Source organism: Streptococcus mitis SK1080, from assembly GCF_000220085.1.
Lineage (GTDB): Bacteria > Bacillota > Bacilli > Lactobacillales > Streptococcaceae > Streptococcus > Streptococcus mitis_K.
In genome coordinates this window covers 33,076-50,857 of the sequence record NZ_AFQV01000006.1, presented here as the reverse complement: position 1 = coordinate 50,857, position 17,782 = coordinate 33,076, and the positions used below count along the sequence as shown (strand labels likewise).

General features: G+C 40.2%; 15 protein-coding genes. All 15 read right to left on the bottom strand.

The window, feature by feature from the left end:
- Positions 1-90 precede the first annotated feature (90 nt).
- Complete coding sequence (gene purF / locus HMPREF9957_RS03570; RefSeq protein ID WP_000220613.1) at positions 91-1,533, bottom strand: amidophosphoribosyltransferase; 1,443 nt, start codon at positions 1,531-1,533, stop codon at positions 91-93.
- A gap of 93 nt (positions 1,534-1,626) precedes the next feature.
- Entirely contained in the window at positions 1,627-5,352 is a 3,726-nt protein-coding gene (locus HMPREF9957_RS03565; RefSeq protein ID WP_000361200.1) for a phosphoribosylformylglycinamidine synthase, read from the bottom strand.
- 54 nt (positions 5,353-5,406) lie between these two features.
- Positions 5,407-5,550, bottom strand: coding sequence for a phosphoribosylaminoimidazolesuccinocarboxamide synthase (locus HMPREF9957_RS13730; RefSeq protein WP_078228447.1), 144 nt, complete (start codon positions 5,548-5,550; stop codon positions 5,407-5,409).
- A gap of 1 nt (position 5,551) precedes the next feature.
- The gene (gene purC, locus HMPREF9957_RS03560; protein WP_000043307.1) at positions 5,552-6,259 is read right to left on the bottom strand and encodes a phosphoribosylaminoimidazolesuccinocarboxamide synthase; all 708 of its coding nucleotides are present in this window, start codon (positions 6,257-6,259) and stop codon (positions 5,552-5,554) included.
- Positions 6,260-6,429: 170 nt separating this feature from the next.
- Positions 6,430-7,779 carry a competence pheromone export protein ComB gene (comB, locus tag HMPREF9957_RS03555; protein ID WP_000801599.1) on the bottom strand — a complete coding sequence of 450 codons (1,350 nt, stop codon included), beginning with the start codon at positions 7,777-7,779 and terminating at the stop codon, positions 6,430-6,432.
- Positions 7,780-7,791: 12 nt separating this feature from the next.
- Positions 7,792-9,945 carry a peptide cleavage/export ABC transporter ComA gene (comA, locus tag HMPREF9957_RS03550; protein WP_000668274.1) on the bottom strand — a complete coding sequence of 718 codons (2,154 nt, stop codon included), beginning with the start codon at positions 9,943-9,945 and terminating at the stop codon, positions 7,792-7,794.
- Positions 9,946-11,020: 1,075 nt separating this feature from the next.
- The gene (locus HMPREF9957_RS03540) at positions 11,021-11,200 is read right to left on the bottom strand and encodes a Blp family class II bacteriocin (protein WP_001024119.1); all 180 of its coding nucleotides are present in this window, start codon (positions 11,198-11,200) and stop codon (positions 11,021-11,023) included.
- Positions 11,201-11,408: 208 nt separating this feature from the next.
- Positions 11,409-11,597, bottom strand: coding sequence for a class IIb bacteriocin, lactobin A/cerein 7B family (locus HMPREF9957_RS03535; RefSeq protein ID WP_000180826.1), 189 nt, complete (start codon positions 11,595-11,597; stop codon positions 11,409-11,411).
- 943 nt (positions 11,598-12,540) lie between these two features.
- Positions 12,541-13,272, bottom strand: coding sequence for a response regulator transcription factor (locus HMPREF9957_RS03530; RefSeq protein WP_001221867.1), 732 nt, complete (start codon positions 13,270-13,272; stop codon positions 12,541-12,543).
- Entirely contained in the window at positions 13,269-14,084 is an 816-nt protein-coding gene (locus HMPREF9957_RS13445; protein WP_000184942.1) for a GHKL domain-containing protein, read from the bottom strand. Before HMPREF9957_RS13445 ends, HMPREF9957_RS03530 begins: the two co-directional genes overlap by 4 nt.
- Positions 14,085-14,648: 564 nt before the next feature.
- Positions 14,649-14,795, bottom strand: a complete 147-nt coding sequence (locus tag HMPREF9957_RS03520) for a smi_0057.1 family bacteriocin-like peptide (RefSeq protein WP_000425304.1) — start codon at positions 14,793-14,795, stop codon at positions 14,649-14,651.
- A 152-nt stretch (positions 14,796-14,947) separates the two neighbouring features.
- The gene (locus HMPREF9957_RS03515; protein WP_000748704.1) at positions 14,948-16,117 is read right to left on the bottom strand and encodes a PspC-like choline-binding domain-containing protein; all 1,170 of its coding nucleotides are present in this window, start codon (positions 16,115-16,117) and stop codon (positions 14,948-14,950) included.
- A 485-nt stretch (positions 16,118-16,602) separates the two neighbouring features.
- Entirely contained in the window at positions 16,603-17,259 is a 657-nt protein-coding gene (locus HMPREF9957_RS03510) for a hypothetical protein (protein ID WP_000780633.1), read from the bottom strand.
- 3 nt (positions 17,260-17,262) lie between these two features.
- Positions 17,263-17,457 (bottom strand): hypothetical protein, encoded by a 195-nt coding sequence (locus tag HMPREF9957_RS12945; RefSeq protein ID WP_102211087.1) that lies wholly within the window; start codon positions 17,455-17,457, stop codon positions 17,263-17,265.
- Positions 17,458-17,546: 89 nt separating this feature from the next.
- On the bottom strand, positions 17,547-17,780 hold the full coding sequence (locus HMPREF9957_RS03505; RefSeq protein WP_000136446.1) for an acyl carrier protein: 234 nt from the start codon (positions 17,778-17,780) through the stop codon (positions 17,547-17,549).
- Positions 17,781-17,782 lie beyond the last annotated feature (2 nt).

The window sequence follows — 17,782 nt, the reverse complement described above, 5'->3', positions numbered from 1 at the left end:
TTTTAGTCAGTAGTGAGACGTGGAGCATAAGCATTTTTATTTGTCATTTTGTCTCCTCTTCCTTTCCTTTAATGGAGAATCTTTATCCGCCTATTTGTAAAAACTGGTCTTTTCTTCCAAACTTCTACGATAGTCTTCTTCGTAGTCATATAGAGGTGTTGGGTAATCACCGTCAAAGTAAGCAACACAGAGACCACCATTTGGCGCATCCGTTTCAATCCCAATTGACTCAATCAAACCTTCAACAGACAGATAGGTCAGACTGTCCGCACCAATGATTTGGCGAGTTTCTTCAACCGTATGATTGGCCGCAATTAGCTCCTGACGGGTCTGGATATCAATTCCATAGAAGCATGGATAAGCTAGCGCTGGACTACCAATGGCAACGTGAACCTCAGTCGCACCCGCTTCTTTCAAGAGCTGAACGATACGACGAGAGGTTGTTCCACGTACAATAGAGTCATCAATCATAACCACACGCTTGCCTTTTACAACACCAGAAACAGCAGAGAGTTTCATCCGCACTCCTTGCTCCCGCAATTCTTGAGTCGGTTGAATAAAGGTACGTTGGGTGTATTGGTTCTTAATGAGGCCCATTTCATTTGGGAGCCCGGACTCTTCCGCAAATCCCATAGCCGCGCTGAGGGAAGAATTGGGCACACCGACCACAATATCTGCTTCATGCTTGAATTCACGCGCCAATTGGGCACCCATACGTTTACGTGCCGTATGGACATTGACACCATGGATATTAGAATCAGGGCGGGCAAAATAGATATACTCCATAGAACAGATTGCTAACTGAGTATCATCTGTATAGCTGTCATACTGAATGCCCTTGTCATCAATGATCACAATCTCACCTGGCTTCAAATCACGAATCCATTCAGCACCAATGACCTCAAAAGCACAGGTTTCAGAGGAAACGACTACTGCTCCGTTGGCCATTTTCCCGATAGAAAGTGGACGGAAACCATTGGGGTCAAGAGCCGCAATCAACTTATCCTCAAACAGCAAGATATAGGCAAAACCACCTTTGACAAGGCTGAGCGCCTCCTTAATTTTACCCATCAGGCTAGGATTATGACTGCGACGAATGAGGTGAGCTAAGATTTCCGAGTCCGAAGTAGCACTGAAAATCGCGCCTCTATCTTCCAATTCTTTCTTGAGAGAGGCCGCATTGGTCAGATTCCCATTATGAGCCAAGCCAAACTGCATATCGTGAAAACGGAAGAGGAAAGGCTGGATGTTATCTACAGAAGCTTCGCCAGCAGTCGCATAACGCACATGCCCAATCGCACCAGTTCCTGTCAATTTATCTAAGTTAGCAGGATTTCTGAAGACTTCTGATAGAAGACCCATATCGCGATGCCGCTTTAGTTTCCCTTGGTCATTGGAGAGAATTCCTGCCCCCTCCTGACCACGGTGCTGAAGACTATGGAGACCAAAATAGGTCAATTTAGCAGCATCTGGATGTCCCCAGATACCGAAAACACCACATTCTTCATTAAGAGATTTTACTTCGTATGTCATTTTATATACCTAATTTTTATTTGTGTAGCACCAAGAGCTAAATCTACATGACTTTTACATTACTGATACTATCTATTAGAAAATCTGCAAGTCTTATTTTCCAGTAAAGTATTTAACCGCTGACGCGAACAGGTGCTGGTCTTTATTTCCTGGGATGTTTTGGAAAAGACCGTCTTCATAACGTTCTGAGTGGCCCATCTTACCAATGATTTGGCCGTTCTTGCTGGTAATTCCTTCGATGGCATGGACAGAACCATTCGGATTGTACTTAGAGTCCATACTTGGTTTGCCGTTAAAGTCAACATATTGGCTAAAGATTTGACCATTGTCACGGAGCTCCGCAAATTCCTCAGCCGTCACGACAAACTTCCCTTCACCGTGCGAAACAGGAATGGCATGGATATCGCCCACTTGCACCCCAGCAAGCCATGGTGAGTTAGTATTGGCAATGCGAGTTTCTACCATCTTGGCCACGTGTTGGTTGGCATCATTGTAGAAGAGGGTTGGGCTCGTACTGCTTGCATCTTCAAAGTTCCCGTATGGAAGAAGACCTGATTTGACGAGGGCCTGGAATCCATTACAGATACCGATAATCAAGCCACCACGAGCGATAAAGCTATCAATAGCTACACGCACTTTTTCATTAAGCAGAATATTGACAATAAACTTGGCTGAACCATCTGGCTCGTCCGCAGCTGAGAATCCACCGGCAAAAAAGAGAATGTTAGCTTTACTGATGTTGTCAACCATAGTTTCGACTGACTTGACAATAGCTTCTTCATTCAAGGTCACAAATGGCACCAAGTTAACTTCTGCACCTTCTTTCTCAAAGGCCTTTGCTGAGTCATATTCTGAGTTGGTTCCTGGGAATACTGGGATGTAAACCACAGGTTTTTCAACCTTTTCTCTGGCTTTAATCACAACATCTGATACCACAGCTGGTACTTCAGCCAGTTCTTTCGCTTGAGCAAATTCTGTTGGGTAAACTTCCTCCAGTTTGCCTTGGAAGGCACTGTCAAGTTTCTGTCCATCTAGCTTCACACCGTTGACAAGGAGTGTAAAGTCTGCTTTCGTTTGACCGATTTTCTCTACTCCAGCAATTTCTTCAGGAGATGTGAAGACAAATCCGCCCAATTGAGCTGTCAAAGCCGTTTCAAGTTCAGGCAAGGTTACTTCTGCACCGATATGATTTCCAAAGGTAGCAAGGGCCAAACTTTCAAGCACACCACCGTATTTAACAGCTGAAGCTGCTGTTACTTTGTGAGCCTTTTGAAGGGCTTCAAACTGAGCAAAGTTAGACTTAATCAAGTCAAAATCAATCTCTGCAGCAAGAGCTTGACCTGGGATGTAGTAGATGTTTTCACCAGCATTCTTGAACTCTGGCGAAAGCACCTTACGGCTATCTGCCGTCGTCACCCCAAAGGCTACCAAAGTTGGTGGCACAGTTAATTCTTCAAAGGTACCAGACATAGAGTCCTTCCCACCGATAGATGGCAAACCAAGCTGAATCTGAGCTTCGATAGAGCCTAGGAGAGCTGCTACTGGCTGACCAAAACGCTCAGCTTGTTTGTCCATGCGTTCGAAATACTCTTGGTAAGAGAAACGAGCCTTAGACCAGTTGGCACCAGCAGCCACCAAACGAGCAGTCGCTTCAATAACCGCATAAGCAGCACCGTGGTATGGAGACCATTCTGCTACATAAGGGTTGAAACCTTGAGCCATGACTGACGCAGTATGAGTCACACCGTGTTGAACTGGCAATTTCTGCACAGATGCCTCAGTTGGTGTGAGTTGGTAACGACCACCAAGTGGGTGATTAACCGTAGAGCGTCCAACAGAGCAGTCAAAGATAGTCTGTAATCCTTTTTGACTGGCATGGTTGAGGTCAGATAGAACCGTAAGGGTATCTGCTTCAAGTGTGTCAGCGCTTGTTGTACGCTCTTCTGGGAGTTTGACATCCTTGTCCACCACCTTTGCATCAACGACCACACGCACACCATTGGTGTCAAGGAAACGACGTTCCAAGTCGACAATGATTTCACCATTCCAGTGCATGACTAGATTTGGTTTTTCAGTTACTGTCGCAACCACAACAGCATCAATATTCTCTTTGTTACATTCTGAAACGAAGGCATCTACATCCTCAGGACGAACCACCACAGCCATCCGTTCTTGAGATTCAGAGATGGCAATTTCGGTACCATTCAAGCCCTGATATTTAAGAGGCACCTTGTCTAGATCAATTTCAAGACCGTCTGCCAATTCACCGATGGCTACACAGACACCACCTGCTCCAAAGTCATTGGACTTCTTGATAAGACGAGTGACATCGCCATTACGGAAAAGGCGCTGAATCTTGCGTTCTTCGATAGCATTCCCTTTTTGAACCTCAGCTCCAGCAGTCTCTACAGACTCAACTGTTTGAACCTTGGAAGAACCTGTCGCACCACCGACACCATCACGTCCAGTCTTACCTCCAAGGAGGATAATGACATCACCCGCTTCCGGTTTTTCACGGACAACATTGCCCTTTGGAGCAGCACCGACAACTGCACCAAGCTCCATGCGTTTAGCTACAAAGCCTGGGTGGAAGTATTCACGAACGTAGGTTGTTGCAAGCCCAATTTGGTTACCGTATGAAGAATAACCATGAGCCGCTGTCTTAGAAATGACCTGTTGTGGTAATTTCCCAGCACGCGTTTCCGAAATCGGTGCGGTAATATCACCGGCACCTGAGATACGCATAGCTTGGTAGACATATGAGCGACCTGACAATGGGTCACGAATGGCTCCACCGATACAAGTAGCCGCCCCACCAAATGGCTCAATCTCAGTTGGGTGATTGTGGGTTTCGTTTTTAAACATGAGGAGCCATGGTTCTTTCACACCATCAACGTCCACTTCAATTTCGACTGAGCAAGCATTGATTTCGTCTGACACTTCCATATCATCCAAACGTCCATTAGCACGCTCATAACGACCAAAAATAGTGGCCATGTCCATCAAGGTTTGTGGCTTTTCAGAACGCCCCAACTCATCACGCATGGCAATATATTTTTCATAGGTTGACTGCAATTGCTTTTGGAATTTCGATGCGGAGAAATCAATCTGTTTCAACTCTGTCTCAAAAGTCGTGTGACGGCAATGATCAGACCAGTAAGTGTCCAAAACCTTGAGTTCAGTCTCAGTTGGTACACGCCCGATTGACTTAAAGTAGTCCTGGATAAAGAGCAAATCATCCACTTCCATAGCCATCCCTTGCTCGGCCTTGTAGCGGGCAAAGTCTTCTGCCCTATAGCTTTCAAAGAAAGTCAATTTAGGAATGGTCTTGTCTGACTCAGAAAATTCCTGCTTGGCAATCCCTGTCGTGATATCCTTGAAACGAGAATCAACTGGGTTGAGCAAGTAGTTCTTGACTGCTTCCAACTCAGTCACATCAATATCTTTATTGACTAAGTAAAGTTGAGCGGTATTGACTGTTACATCACTCGAACTTCCTAGTAAAAGCAAGGCTTCCTGTGAAGATGCTGCGCGCTGGTCAAACTGCCCTGGTAGGCTTTCAATGGCAAAGAAAGCATAGTTGGCAAGATCCGCCTGCACAGCCGCTTCGTCCAAGACATGGTCTGTCACCTGCTCAGAGAAGATGTGTTTCTCTGCAGGTGCAAACAAACCCTCTGCCAAATCAAAGACATCATACACTTGCACAATACGAATACTTTTCAAGCTTGAAAGTCCCAAGTTATGCTGAAGTTCTCTAACTAAACTTTCTGATTTGACCTGAAAATCAGCCTTTTTTTCAACAAAAATACGTTTATCCATCAATTCTTATTCCTTTATTTCAGCTCTTGCAATGTTCCAACGACCTTGAGGTTGTTATTTCAACCCCTGCAACTTTTCCCAAACAATCTCGTAAACGTCGGTTAGTTCTCCCAATCCTCTACGGAGTGAAAAGGTCTGGGGAACCTTTTCAGCCTGAGTCCTTTTAGTTGAGAGACGAAGGTTTTCCGTTGCAAACAGATTATTTCAACCCCTGTAACTTTTCCCAAACAATCTCATAAACGTCGGTTAGTTCTCCCAATCCTCTACGGAAAACATCCTTATCCATGTGGTTGCCATCCGCATCCCACAAACGGCAGTTATCTGGTGAAAATTCATCTGCTAAGATAATCTTGCCATCCTTGTCAAAACCGAACTCTAGTTTAAAGTCAATCAACTTAAGCCCAATCTCAGCAAACCAGCCCTTCAAAAGTTCATTGATACGACGGGTTTCCTCCTTCAAGTAGGCAATCTGCTGGTCATTCGCAATCTGTAGGAATTTCACATGCTCATCATTGATGAATGGATCATCCAAATCATCATTTTTATAGTAAAATTCAACAATCGGAGTCTCAAATGCGATTCCCTCATCCACACCAAAACGTTTTGAAAAGGAACCAGCCGTGTAGTTGCGAAGCACGACTTCCAAAGGAATAATCTTAACCTTTTTATTGAGTTGTTCCGTATCTGAAAGTTTCTCCACAAAGTGAGTCGCCACACCAGACGCATTTAATTTCTCAAAAATAAAAGATGAAATCTGATTATTCAAGACTCCCTTACCTGCAATCTGCTCCTTCTTAACACCATTGAAAGCAGTCGCCTGGTCCTTGTAAGTTGAAATAATAAGATTTTCATCCTCAGTTGTATAGATATCTTTAGCTTTTCCCGAATAGATCAATTGTTTTGACATTTTAAAGTTCGCCTTTCGTATTACTTGAGCACATTCTACCATAAAAAACCTAAAATTACAAGAATTTTAACCGAATAAACAACGTGGTGGTCTCAAAAATCATAAAGAAAAAACTGCAAGAAAAAGATTTCTCACAGTTTTAAAATCATTTAACTATAAAAACACGAACATTACTCTTTGTTCAAAAATTGATCCAAATAATAACGCAGGTAACTTTTCTTACCTGTAATCATCTGTAGACGACCTTCCACCCCGTACCGAAGTTTTTCAGCCTGCTCAGAAGTTAGATTAGTCTCCGCCTCGATTTTAAAGAAATTCCCTTTTTCAGTCTTGGTAGCTGTCGCATCAATACTTGTAATAGTAGAATCTAGGAAAAGTTGATTCTTGGCATCATGAGTCGTCGTATAACGAACAGAATCACCGACCTTGATCCTTGCTACATCTTTTGAACTTAGATAAGCTGTGAGTTTGGCTTTCCCTTCTTTTTCCAAAGACGGATAGAGTTGGGCTAGTAGAGTCCCCTCTGCTACCATGGTAGAATCACTGGTCTCAGGATTAAGGTGAATCACCCCATCCTCACTCGCCGTAATTTTCCCCTTGTCTAAAAGATTTCCCTGAACCTTCTTACCTGACTCTGCCTCCAAGATTTTCTGGGCTAGAAGGGTCAATTCCTGACCAACCTTTGCCAAGTGTTGGGATTTGAGAGACTCCAATTGACTGCTTAAACCAGACGCATAGGCTTGCTGGGCACCCGAACCTGCATATTGGACACGGTAAGTAGCAAGACTGGATTCTAACTGAGAAAGCTGTGCTTCAACCTGCGCAATAGCCTGGGCCTTAGATTGCGAATTTTCCTCGCCCTGAGACTGGTAGGACTGGTAGAGAGAGTAGGCTAGATTCTGACTGGTCAAGGAAGCACCTGTTTCCATAGCTGACTTAGCTGTCTGGTAATCGCGAATTTTAGCCTCTGTTTGGCTGATGAGATTCCCGATTTCAGCTTGGGTTTGACTAGCTGCTGCATTCTGGGACGCGATGGTCTCATTTTGTTGCGATGTACTAGCCCTAAGACTGCCTGCTTGACTGAGGTAGTCACGAAAGGTGGCTTGGTAGCCAAACTTATCCTCCTCTGGAAAGTGGTTCTCCCCTTCTTGCAGACTTTTTTGCAAATACTCCAATTGCTTTTTTTGATCCTTGAGCATGTCCAACTGACTAGCATAGGCCTCCGCTTGGATACCCTCTGCCCCTTCCTGGTATTGAACTAAAAGATCCCCCTGCTTAACCAGCTTATTTTCTTCCAAATGATTGACAAGAATACGATTGTTGCTAGTTGACTGGATACTTGCAAGAATACGACTAGGCTCGACAGTAGCTCTAGTTGACAAACTCATCTCCTTCTCTGCAAATGTTGCAAAGCCAAGCAAAAACACGAGCAGAAGGGACATGGGTACAATCACTCGACTGGAAAAATTATGGTAACGACGATTATAAAACTCCGCACTTTCTAAAAATTCTGGTTTCATCCTCTCCTCTTTCTAGCTATTCACCAAATGGGCGTAAAAGCCACCCCGTGCAAGCAAATCAGCATGCTTTCCTTCTTCAACAATCTTGCCCTGATCCAAGACAACAACCTTCTCTGTCCGCTCAGCAATGGTCAAACGGTGGGCAATGAAAATCAAGGTCTTGTCCAAAGCCATGAGATTATCTACAATTCTCTTCTCAGTCAAAATATCCAAACTGCTGGTCGCCTCGTCCAAAATCAAGACAGGGGCATCTGTCAAGAGAGCACGCGCCAGAGCGATTCTCTGCCGTTGACCACCTGAAATTCCTGCCCCGTCCGAAGTCAATTCTGTCTGGTAATTCAGTGGCATGCGCTCAATGTCCTCCCGAATCTCTGCCAATTCGACCGCCCGTAAGATATCTTCCTGTGTCGTCCCTTCCTTGGCTCCAAGGAGAAGATTCTCCAAAATCGTTCCGTTAAAGACATAGGGCTGTTGAGGCAGATAGTTGATATACTGGCGCAAGGCCTTTTTATCAATCTGATTGAGATTGACACCACCCAGACTAATCTCTCCCTGACTTGGGTCGTAAAAATTAACCATCATCTTGGCCAAGGTCGTCTTACCTGACCCTGAAATTCCCACAAAAGCCACCTTAGAGCCTTTGGGAATGGTCAAATTGATATCTGACAAGACATCTCGACCATAGCCATACTTGTAGGAAACCTGCTTGAAAGTCATCTCTCCCTTCATCAAGCTCAGATCCTCAACTGTTTTCTTCTCCTCAAACTCAGAAGCTACCAGATAAACCTCATTCAGACGGTTATTGGCAACCTGCGCTGTCTGAAGCTTAGTTTGCAGGTTGATGATATTCTCCAAAGGATTGGTAAAGTAAACCAGCAAGGTATTATAGGTAATCAACTGCCCCAAACTCATCTTGCCATCCATGACCAGAACAGCCCCCATCCAGAGAATGCCGACATTGAGCAAGAGATGGGCAACTTTTTTCAGAGCCTTTTGCTGACTCTCTGCTCGACTATAGGTAAAGGATTTTTTCAGATAATCCACAAATTCCTTGTCAATCTTTTGGTAACGCTGACTTTCACTGGTCAAGGACTTGATAGTCTCAATACCGTTGATGTCCTCAATGATAGAAGAGGATAGAACCGCATTGGCTTCCATGGTGTCCCGGTTCATCTTTTCAAACGGCTTCATAAAAGCAAAGATAATCACTGTATAGATAGGAAGTGCCAATAAAGTCATGAAAAAGAGATTGGTATTTTGTGAAAATAAAACAAGAGAAATAATGACAACCGTTGACACATCTAGGAAAATCGAAAGAATGGTCGAAGCCAGCGCATCAATGATACTGTTAGCATCTGTAAAACGAGACACGATTTCCCCTGTCCTGCGTGTCGCAAAAAAGGACATAGGCAGGTGAAAAACATGCTTGATATAGGACAAAATCACATCAATCGACAAGCGTTGCCCCAAAACAAGTAAGAGATACTCCTGAGCGTAAGACAAGATCTGCTGAAGAATATAAACAATCACCAGCCCAATAGAAATAATCCCCAGTGTCGAACGCATCTGATCTGGCACATAGGTATCAATGATAGACTGCAGATAATAAGAACCCACAATGTTAATCAAGGTTACCAAGAGTGTTGCCAAAACGATATTGGCAATCAAGCCACGCTGCTTCACTAATATAGGGATAAAAGAGAGCAAACCATTCTTTTGATCCTTATGAGGCTTGTAGTCTGGACTAGGTGCCATAAAAAGAGTCACTCCTGTCCATTCTTCCGCAAAACGCTCACGTGGCAGTTTGGTCAATTTCACCCCAGGATCTGGATCGGCAATATGAATGCTATCCTTGTCCTGCCCAGTCACCACATAGTAGTGGAGCAATTTTCCTTCCTTAAGCACATGGGCAACAAAAGGAAAAGTCAAATCTGGCAAGTCAAAAAGCGTCATATCCGCCTTAATTGCTCGCGTCTCAAAACCAATCTCCTCTGCCACCTTGACCAAGCCCAAGGCCGTCGTCCCATCCATAGTCGTCTTGGCCAATTCTCGCAAGTGAGCCAAAGAATAGTAACTACCATAGTAGCCAAAAATCATAGCTAATGAAGCTACACCGCAGTCCATCTGATCCACCTGCGGACGATAGTGACGTTTCCCAAATTTCATATTCATCTCCTTTTCCTAATACTCAATGAAAATCAAAGAGCAAACTAGGAAACTAGCCGCAGGCTGCTCAAAACACTGTTTTGAGGTTGTAGATAGGACTGACGAAGTCAGTCACATATATACGGCAAGGCGACGTTGACGTGGTTTGAATTTGATTTTCGAAGAGTATAAACTCATCTGATAATAACTATCTTACCCCAATCCCCAAACAAAAACTGGACTTCCTTCCCAAATGCGCCTATCTCCCTCCCAACTGCACTTTTTGGATAAAAAAATAGGCAGAAGCAACGTCCTACCTACTAAAAATATGCTATTGAAAGGAAAATGATTTTTTACTGACACCCTAGGCAAGCTTGGAACAAATAAATCATTGATAGTAACATTTACGACATCCTATTTATTACTTCAATTACTAATGTCCCTGCTATTTCTAAGCCACCTCTGGTATAATCTATTCACAGTCAGAATAGATAACACCGTTCTAAATTACGATTCATAGTTACTCCTTTTTTTGATTCGTTACTATAAGACACCTATTCCCTATAGAGCGTCTACTGCTTCAAATTTATCTATTCTTTTTTTCTTTACTTCTGTATAAAAGAATGAAGACCATCATAAATAATGCAATCGTGGGTATATTAAAATTATCAAACCAAGTAGGTCAAGATACTTTATTTATGTCAGCTACTAATCTGATGATGATATAAGACATTGAACTAAGTAATACCATGATTTCAGGCAAAACTTTCAATACTGATTTAACGAATTTTTTAAAAAACATAGAAATGCCTCTCTGACAACAATCAGATTATGGTCTATTCGCATAATACCCTAAAGCTGCTCCACCAGCAGGAAGTAATAATCCTTCGATAACAATCAATAAACCTACTTCAACTTATTTACTTTGCTCTACGATTTCAAATTGATTCAAATTTTGCATGTTATACCCCTCTTTAAATAATACTAGCCAATCCAATAGTAACTCCCACTAATAAACCTACCATCCCTGAAGCTGATATAATAATAGCCGCAAATTCGTTTGAAAAATTCATTGATTTCTCCACAGTGTTTTATCTTATCTGAAGTAACCCCATGCAGCTAGCCCTACAGCGGATAAACCACCGACAACATACCCTGCAACCTTGATTCCTACTGGAACTGCTACTACCGCTGCAGGAAGTACTCCTCCATCAACTGTTGCTAGTTCTTTTTCTGTCATTGCTGTAAACTGATGATCATTTACTAAAATATTCATTTTAAGTTCTCCTTGTTCTTATTTACTTTTAATTTAAATATTTCTTTTTTATTAATATAGTATGTCAATGCTACTAACAAAATACAGCTCTCCAACGATACCTTTTCTAAATTAAGTAGAGAATAAATTAATAATATGCTGTAAGCTGTTAAAGCAAATCCTACATATATTTTTTTTAACATTCTATTCATAAAACTTACCCAAAGTTTTATTTTAGATTTTTTCCAACTTGATAAAGACCTGCTCCTAGTATAATAGCCCCTCCTGTTACAGAAAAACCTTTAAACGCAGCTACTCCAAACGCAACTACTAGTGGTGCAATCCCCCCATCTACATTCATCAACTCTTCTTCTGTAAGAGCTACAAAGTTCTGTTCCATTTTGTCAAAATTTGTCATCTTTTTTCTCCTTTATTTCTATTTTTTAGTTTACGATTTCTGGATCTTAAACCATTTTAAAAACCAGAATAGATAAATTACTGAATTCCTTTTCGTCTCACTTATCTATTTGAAAAGTGATTTAAAATGAACAGGTAAATTTCATTTATTTTAAATACCATTTGATAAACCATGGCAATAAGATTGGTAAATACATCGCGTAGTCTCCTTCCTTTTCGTCTCACTTATTTATTCGAAAAATAATTCGAAAATGTACAACTAAATTAAATTTTATTTCAAAAATAATTTAATGTACCATGAATAGAAAATCGGTAGATACATAAGCCAGACTCCTTTCTGTTTCCTCTTACTTATCTATTCGAAAAAAATTTCAAAAATGTACAACTAAATTAAATTTATTTGAAAAATAATTTAGTAAACCACGGATAAAAAATTGGTAGATACATAAACCAGGCTCCTTTCTTTTCCCTCTTACTTATCTATTCGAAAAAAATTTCGAAAATGAACAACTAAATTAAATTTTATTTAAAAAATAATTTAATGTACCATGAATAGAAAATTGGTAGATACATAAAGCAAACTCCTTTCCTTTTCCTCTTACTTATCTATTCGAAAAACAATTCGAAAATAAACAACTAAATTAAATTTTATTTAAAAAATAATTTAATATACCATGAATAGAAAATTGGTAGATACATGAATTAGACTCCTTTCTTTTTCCTCTTACTTATCTATTCGAAAAAAATTTCGAAAATATACAACTAAATTAAATTTATTTAAAAAATAACTCAGTGAACCATGGGTAGAACATTGATATAAACATGAACTAGGCTCCTTTCCTTTTCCTCTTACTTATCTATTCGAAAAAAAAGCCAAAAAAAATAAGAATATCAGAAAATTTTCCGACATTCTTATTGATAAACTCATCCAAGTCTAACAAATATTAGACATTGAGATGTTTTTTAAGGGTTCTTCTGGCTGTTCGTGATACGGGGAAATGCAAGCCTTCTAACAAGGTCACTTCTGTGGCAGTCATCTCTTCAATGGCTTGTAAACTGACTAAAGTATTGCGATTAGCATAGACAAAGTAATCTTTTTCAGCCTTGGCAGCGATATCCTTGAGACTGCCATAAATGGTCTTGATAGAATGATTGGCATAATAGACCTTGATACGATGGGATTCCACTGAGGTTTCAAAGGCTAAAATCTCATGGTAGGGCAGAGTGAAGCCCCGTCTTCCCTCAAAACTATAGGTGAAGAGACGCATATTTTCCCTCTTATCTACTGCCAGTACATAGTCCAGACAGCGCTCCATCTGATGACAGTAGTCCGCCTCTGGCTGATCCTTGGAAATAAAATCCAAGGCAGACAAGTGGTAGCGAAAAGCTAGAGGCAAGGCCTCCGAGTGTGTGGACACAAAGACAATGCTTGTAAAAGGATCCCGCTCCCGAACCTGTTGAGCAACCTGAAAGCCCCGTTCACGCTCTCCATCAATCTCTAAATCCAATAAATAGAGCTGGTAATGGTCAAAATACTGAGAATACTTTTCAACATCTCCATAGTTTTTAGCAATATCAATTTCCAATCTCAAATTGCGAGAGCGACCGATATCTAGTAAAGTCTGCTCTATCCGTCCTTGCTGGACTCTATCGTCTTCCAAAACTAAAATTCTCATTCCTCTCCCCCTCGTTTCTCATCCTTAAATGGCAATTCTAAATCTTGTCTAAAAGTCGTCTCTCCTAGCTGGGTATCTAAGTTTAAATCATAATGAAAAACCATATCCTCCAAGGTCGCTAAACCCAGTCCACTGTGGTTTCCCTTGGTAGAGTATCCCTTTTGACTGAGAATGCTGGGATTTAGTTCTTCCTTCTTACGAGTGTTTTCAATGATAAAACGGACACTCCTATCACTTGCCAACAAAGCAACCCTAATCTGCGGATTTTCCGCCTCACTGGCTGCCTCTAAGGCATTTGTCGTGAGGATAGAGAGGATACGGATAGCCTCCAACATAGGCAAAGCCAGCTCTTCGACAACCCCCACCGTCTCCAAACTAAAATGAATTCCCTGATTATCTGCCACAATCATGGCTTTTGCCAAGGTATTACGAATGGCTATGTCATGGATATTGTGAAGATTAAAGGCCGTGTAGTCCGCCTTTCTCAGCTTTTCATTGGTCTTCAGAAAGACATCTTGATAAATGGTAGACACCTCAGCCATATCTTGATTCGCTATGGCAGGCTCCATGCTAGCGACAATCCCTGCAAAATCATGACGGAAACCTCGAACCTCATCATAGAGATGACCCAACTTATCCACCATCCCTTGCAAGGAACGATTTTCTTCTTCCTGTCTCTGAATGGTCTGCTCATCACGATAAACCTGCTCTAAGTGTCTGATATAAAAGAGCCAGGAGAAAAAGAGAATGAAAATCAGGAGAGAAATGGTCGTGTCAAAGCGAACGTAAAAAGAACTATTTCTATTGGTCATGAACGAAGAGAATATCCTAAATCCAGTCAGAGGTAGGATAATGAAAAAGCTCTTACGATAGTGGGTTTTAAAAGTATCTGAAAAGAATAAATCCAAATCCAAAGACCAACGCTTCATAATTTTACAACATAGAAAGATTGATAATAAATCAAATATAGATATATATAAAGTAGAAAACGAATCTACGAAACAACAATGCTCACCAGATAATACACGAATCCAAATTGTCAAAAATAAATAACGAATACTTTGAAAGAAGAGAAAAAGATACAGAGAAAGAAAAAGAGATTCCCCTTTTCCCTTGTGCAATACTAATAAAAAAATACAGTAAAAGTAGATAAGAACTCCTATATGAAATAATTCTCCAAATGTTTGACGAGCAGATAAACTAATTAAAAATATAAGTATCCAATAACGTTTTTTATAAAATTCTGGGGAAATTTGAGCACCCAAATAAATAGTAGGCACTATGGTTGAAACGACTACCAACAGTAGATATATCACAGAAAATAAGAATTCTAAAATAAGCATAAATAAATCTAATCTCTAACTAATACTGTGAATTTAAGCAACGTGTCTACCCGTACCAAATAATTTATTGCACCATTTTACAGTATCTTCAAAAATCCCTCCACCATTCACTTCCTCCAAAACCTCTGGAGTTAACTCTTCAAATTGTTCCAATTCTACAAATGTATTTTTCATTTCCATGACAGACTCCTTTTCATTATTTTATAGATAACTCTATCCCCTGCTCCATCTACAAAAGGCTTTAGTTTCCTTTTAAAATACAAGAAATCTAAAGCCTCCTGAAAATGGTATATTGGTTAGAGCGTTAACGATTAGTTGTGAAGATGTTATTTTTATTTAACCACAACCACTTTATAATATTCGTTTGAGTGTGGAGATTCAATCTTAATTTTTTCACCGTATAAACCATCGATTTCTTTATCCAGATAATCTGAAACTCCTGATGGCAAGCGTTTCATCTTAAGAATTTCACCAGATTGATCCGCATAGGCTAGGAAGTGATAGTGGGTTGTAGCCATACCATCATCAATTAATACAAAGTAACCTGTTTTGAGCTTACCTTGCTCATTTTCTAAATAGTATAGTTTATTGTTATTGATTGTAAAGTGGGTAGCTCCAAGACGAAGTCGTGCACCTGGATTTTCTAAATAGACATCATTGCCAACTTTTTTAATCTCTGAATAGGTTGTCATTGCTGGGATATTAACCACACGATGTCCATTTTCATCAAAGTAGTAGCGATTTGGTAAGTTTTGGAAGTTCTGTACAACTGCCTTAGGATCAATTTCTTGTCCTTCTTCTTTATTATCCACTAAAGCTAAGGTAGTATTTGCAACCTCATCTCCATATTTATTAGAAAACTTCTTGAACTCTGGTCTGATATACCAAGCATTTTTTTCAATAATAACATCGTCACCTTTAGCATTTAGCAAATATTCTTGCCCATCTCCAAGTTTGACAATATCATGAATACTGTATCCAGCATCTTTTCTATTTGCTAGATAGCCATTCTTACCAATAACATAACTTTCCCCATCACTGGCTGGGACAGCTCTATCTGCGACCATAGCACCTGATTTTTCAAAGTAAGACCATTTACCATTTGGAGTCGCCCATCCTGTTGCCATAGCGCCACTGTCTTTGAGGTAATACCATGTAGATCCTTCTTTGTACCAACCTGTACGCATAGCACCACTATTTGCTAGTGAGTACCATGTGTTTCCTTCCTTGTACCAGCCTGTGCGCATAGCACCACTATCTGCTAGAGAATACCAAGTATTGCCGTCTTTGAGCCAGCCTGTCTGCATTTTACCAGTGCTGTCGAAGTGATACCATGAGCCAGCATTTTGTACCCATTTATCCTTAGCTAGACTGCCATCTTGTGAAAGATTCCAGTCAGCACCATTTTTAACCCAAGTATCTGCAGCCTGTGCTTGGTTGATAGACAAAAGCAGACCAGCACCTACAAGCAGACCAAGAGTGAGTAGTTTAGATTTTTTCATAGCCATTTCCTCCTTTATTGAATAGCTATAGGAGGGTTTCCCCTCTTTATTTAGCTATATTCTAATACTTTTCATAATCAAAGTCAATAATATTGTGAAAGATTAGACAATATTACCAATATCTACGAATTGTATTTTGAGTAATACCGTATTGATATAACTCTATAAAAATCCTTTCTTTTCTCCTTTTTGGAGATTGATTTTTTCTGACTCTATTATATCCCTTATTTCTCCTCAGATTTCTACTGTCCCTAGAAAGACTAAATCTGTTCCTAAACGGTCACTTATACTCAATGAAAATCAAAGAGCAAACTAGGAAGCTAGCCGCAGGTTGCTCAAAACACAGTTTTGAGGTTGTGGATAGAACTGACGAAGTCAGTAACCATACCTACGGTAAGGCGACGCTGACGTGGTTTGAATTTGATTTTCGAAGAGTATTAAGCCAAATAAAAAATTCCAAAGCAAGTGCCTTGGAACTCCTATATCTACTCAACAATCACTTTTGTCATATCAAGAGCCATTGGTTGATAGTATACATCAGGGTGCTTATTATCCCTAATAATCTCACCGTATTCAACAAAACCAAACGATTTATAAAAATTAATCACTTTATCTTCATTGACACTATCCAAATAAACCATTTTACCCCCTAAAATGCTCTGGGCTAATTGAATTTTGTCAACAACTAATTCCATAACTTGGTGACCAGTAATTTTATTAAAGTGTAAATTTCTTCCAAATTGAGCAATCAAAAGTCCTGGTATATAATTTAAGTTTCTAGCGTTTTTCCCACTTAAAACAAAAGATTTTTTGCTATCATTATCTAATTCTTGAACATTAACAATTTTTAATGTTAGTGTAAAAAAACCTAAAATCTCAAATCTCTCTTCTGATATCTCTTGATCAATAATAATAAAATTTCTCGATTTATGTGTCAGCTCTGTTGTAATTGCGTCATTTTTAAGATACTCTAACATATCCTCATTTTTACCAAACGACACTTGCTCAGAAACAATCTTAGAGAAGTTCTCACGGACTTTTTGACGTATTCTCCGTTCATTAGTATATTCAGGATTTCTAGTAATAACGGTTTGTCGTATGAATTTGATGACATCCCCTAGTGGTAAGGCATATAATTTCATACTTTATCTTACCAGCTTCTCTAGACCTAGTAAGGAAGGTTGTTCTTGTTTATCTGTATTCTTTTTGATAATATCAAGCAACAAATCAGTTGATTTAGAGGCTTGAATTTTTTCAAAATCTTCTTTTGTGAGTGTGATATCACGAGTAATACTAAATGTAGCCACGAGTATACTTCCTTTCTCTTCTAATAAGTCCATTATAACGTGTTTTTCCCATTTTTACAAGGATATCCGATATTCCTCATTTCTAAAAACCATCTACTTCCGTTGCCTTGGAACTCCGATTGCTATTTTCCTTGAATAATCTTAACCACATCTCCTACGCTCTGCAGTTGATCAATTTCCTCGTCACTGATTTCGATATTAAATTCATCTTCCAGTGTCAAGATAAACTCCATCAAGTCGACTGAATCAGCATCCAAATCGTCTTTCAGACTCAAGGATTCTGTCACGACAAAGTCCTCTCCCTGTCGCTCTTGGATAATGGTCACAATACGGTCAAAAATTTCTTTTTCTGTCATCT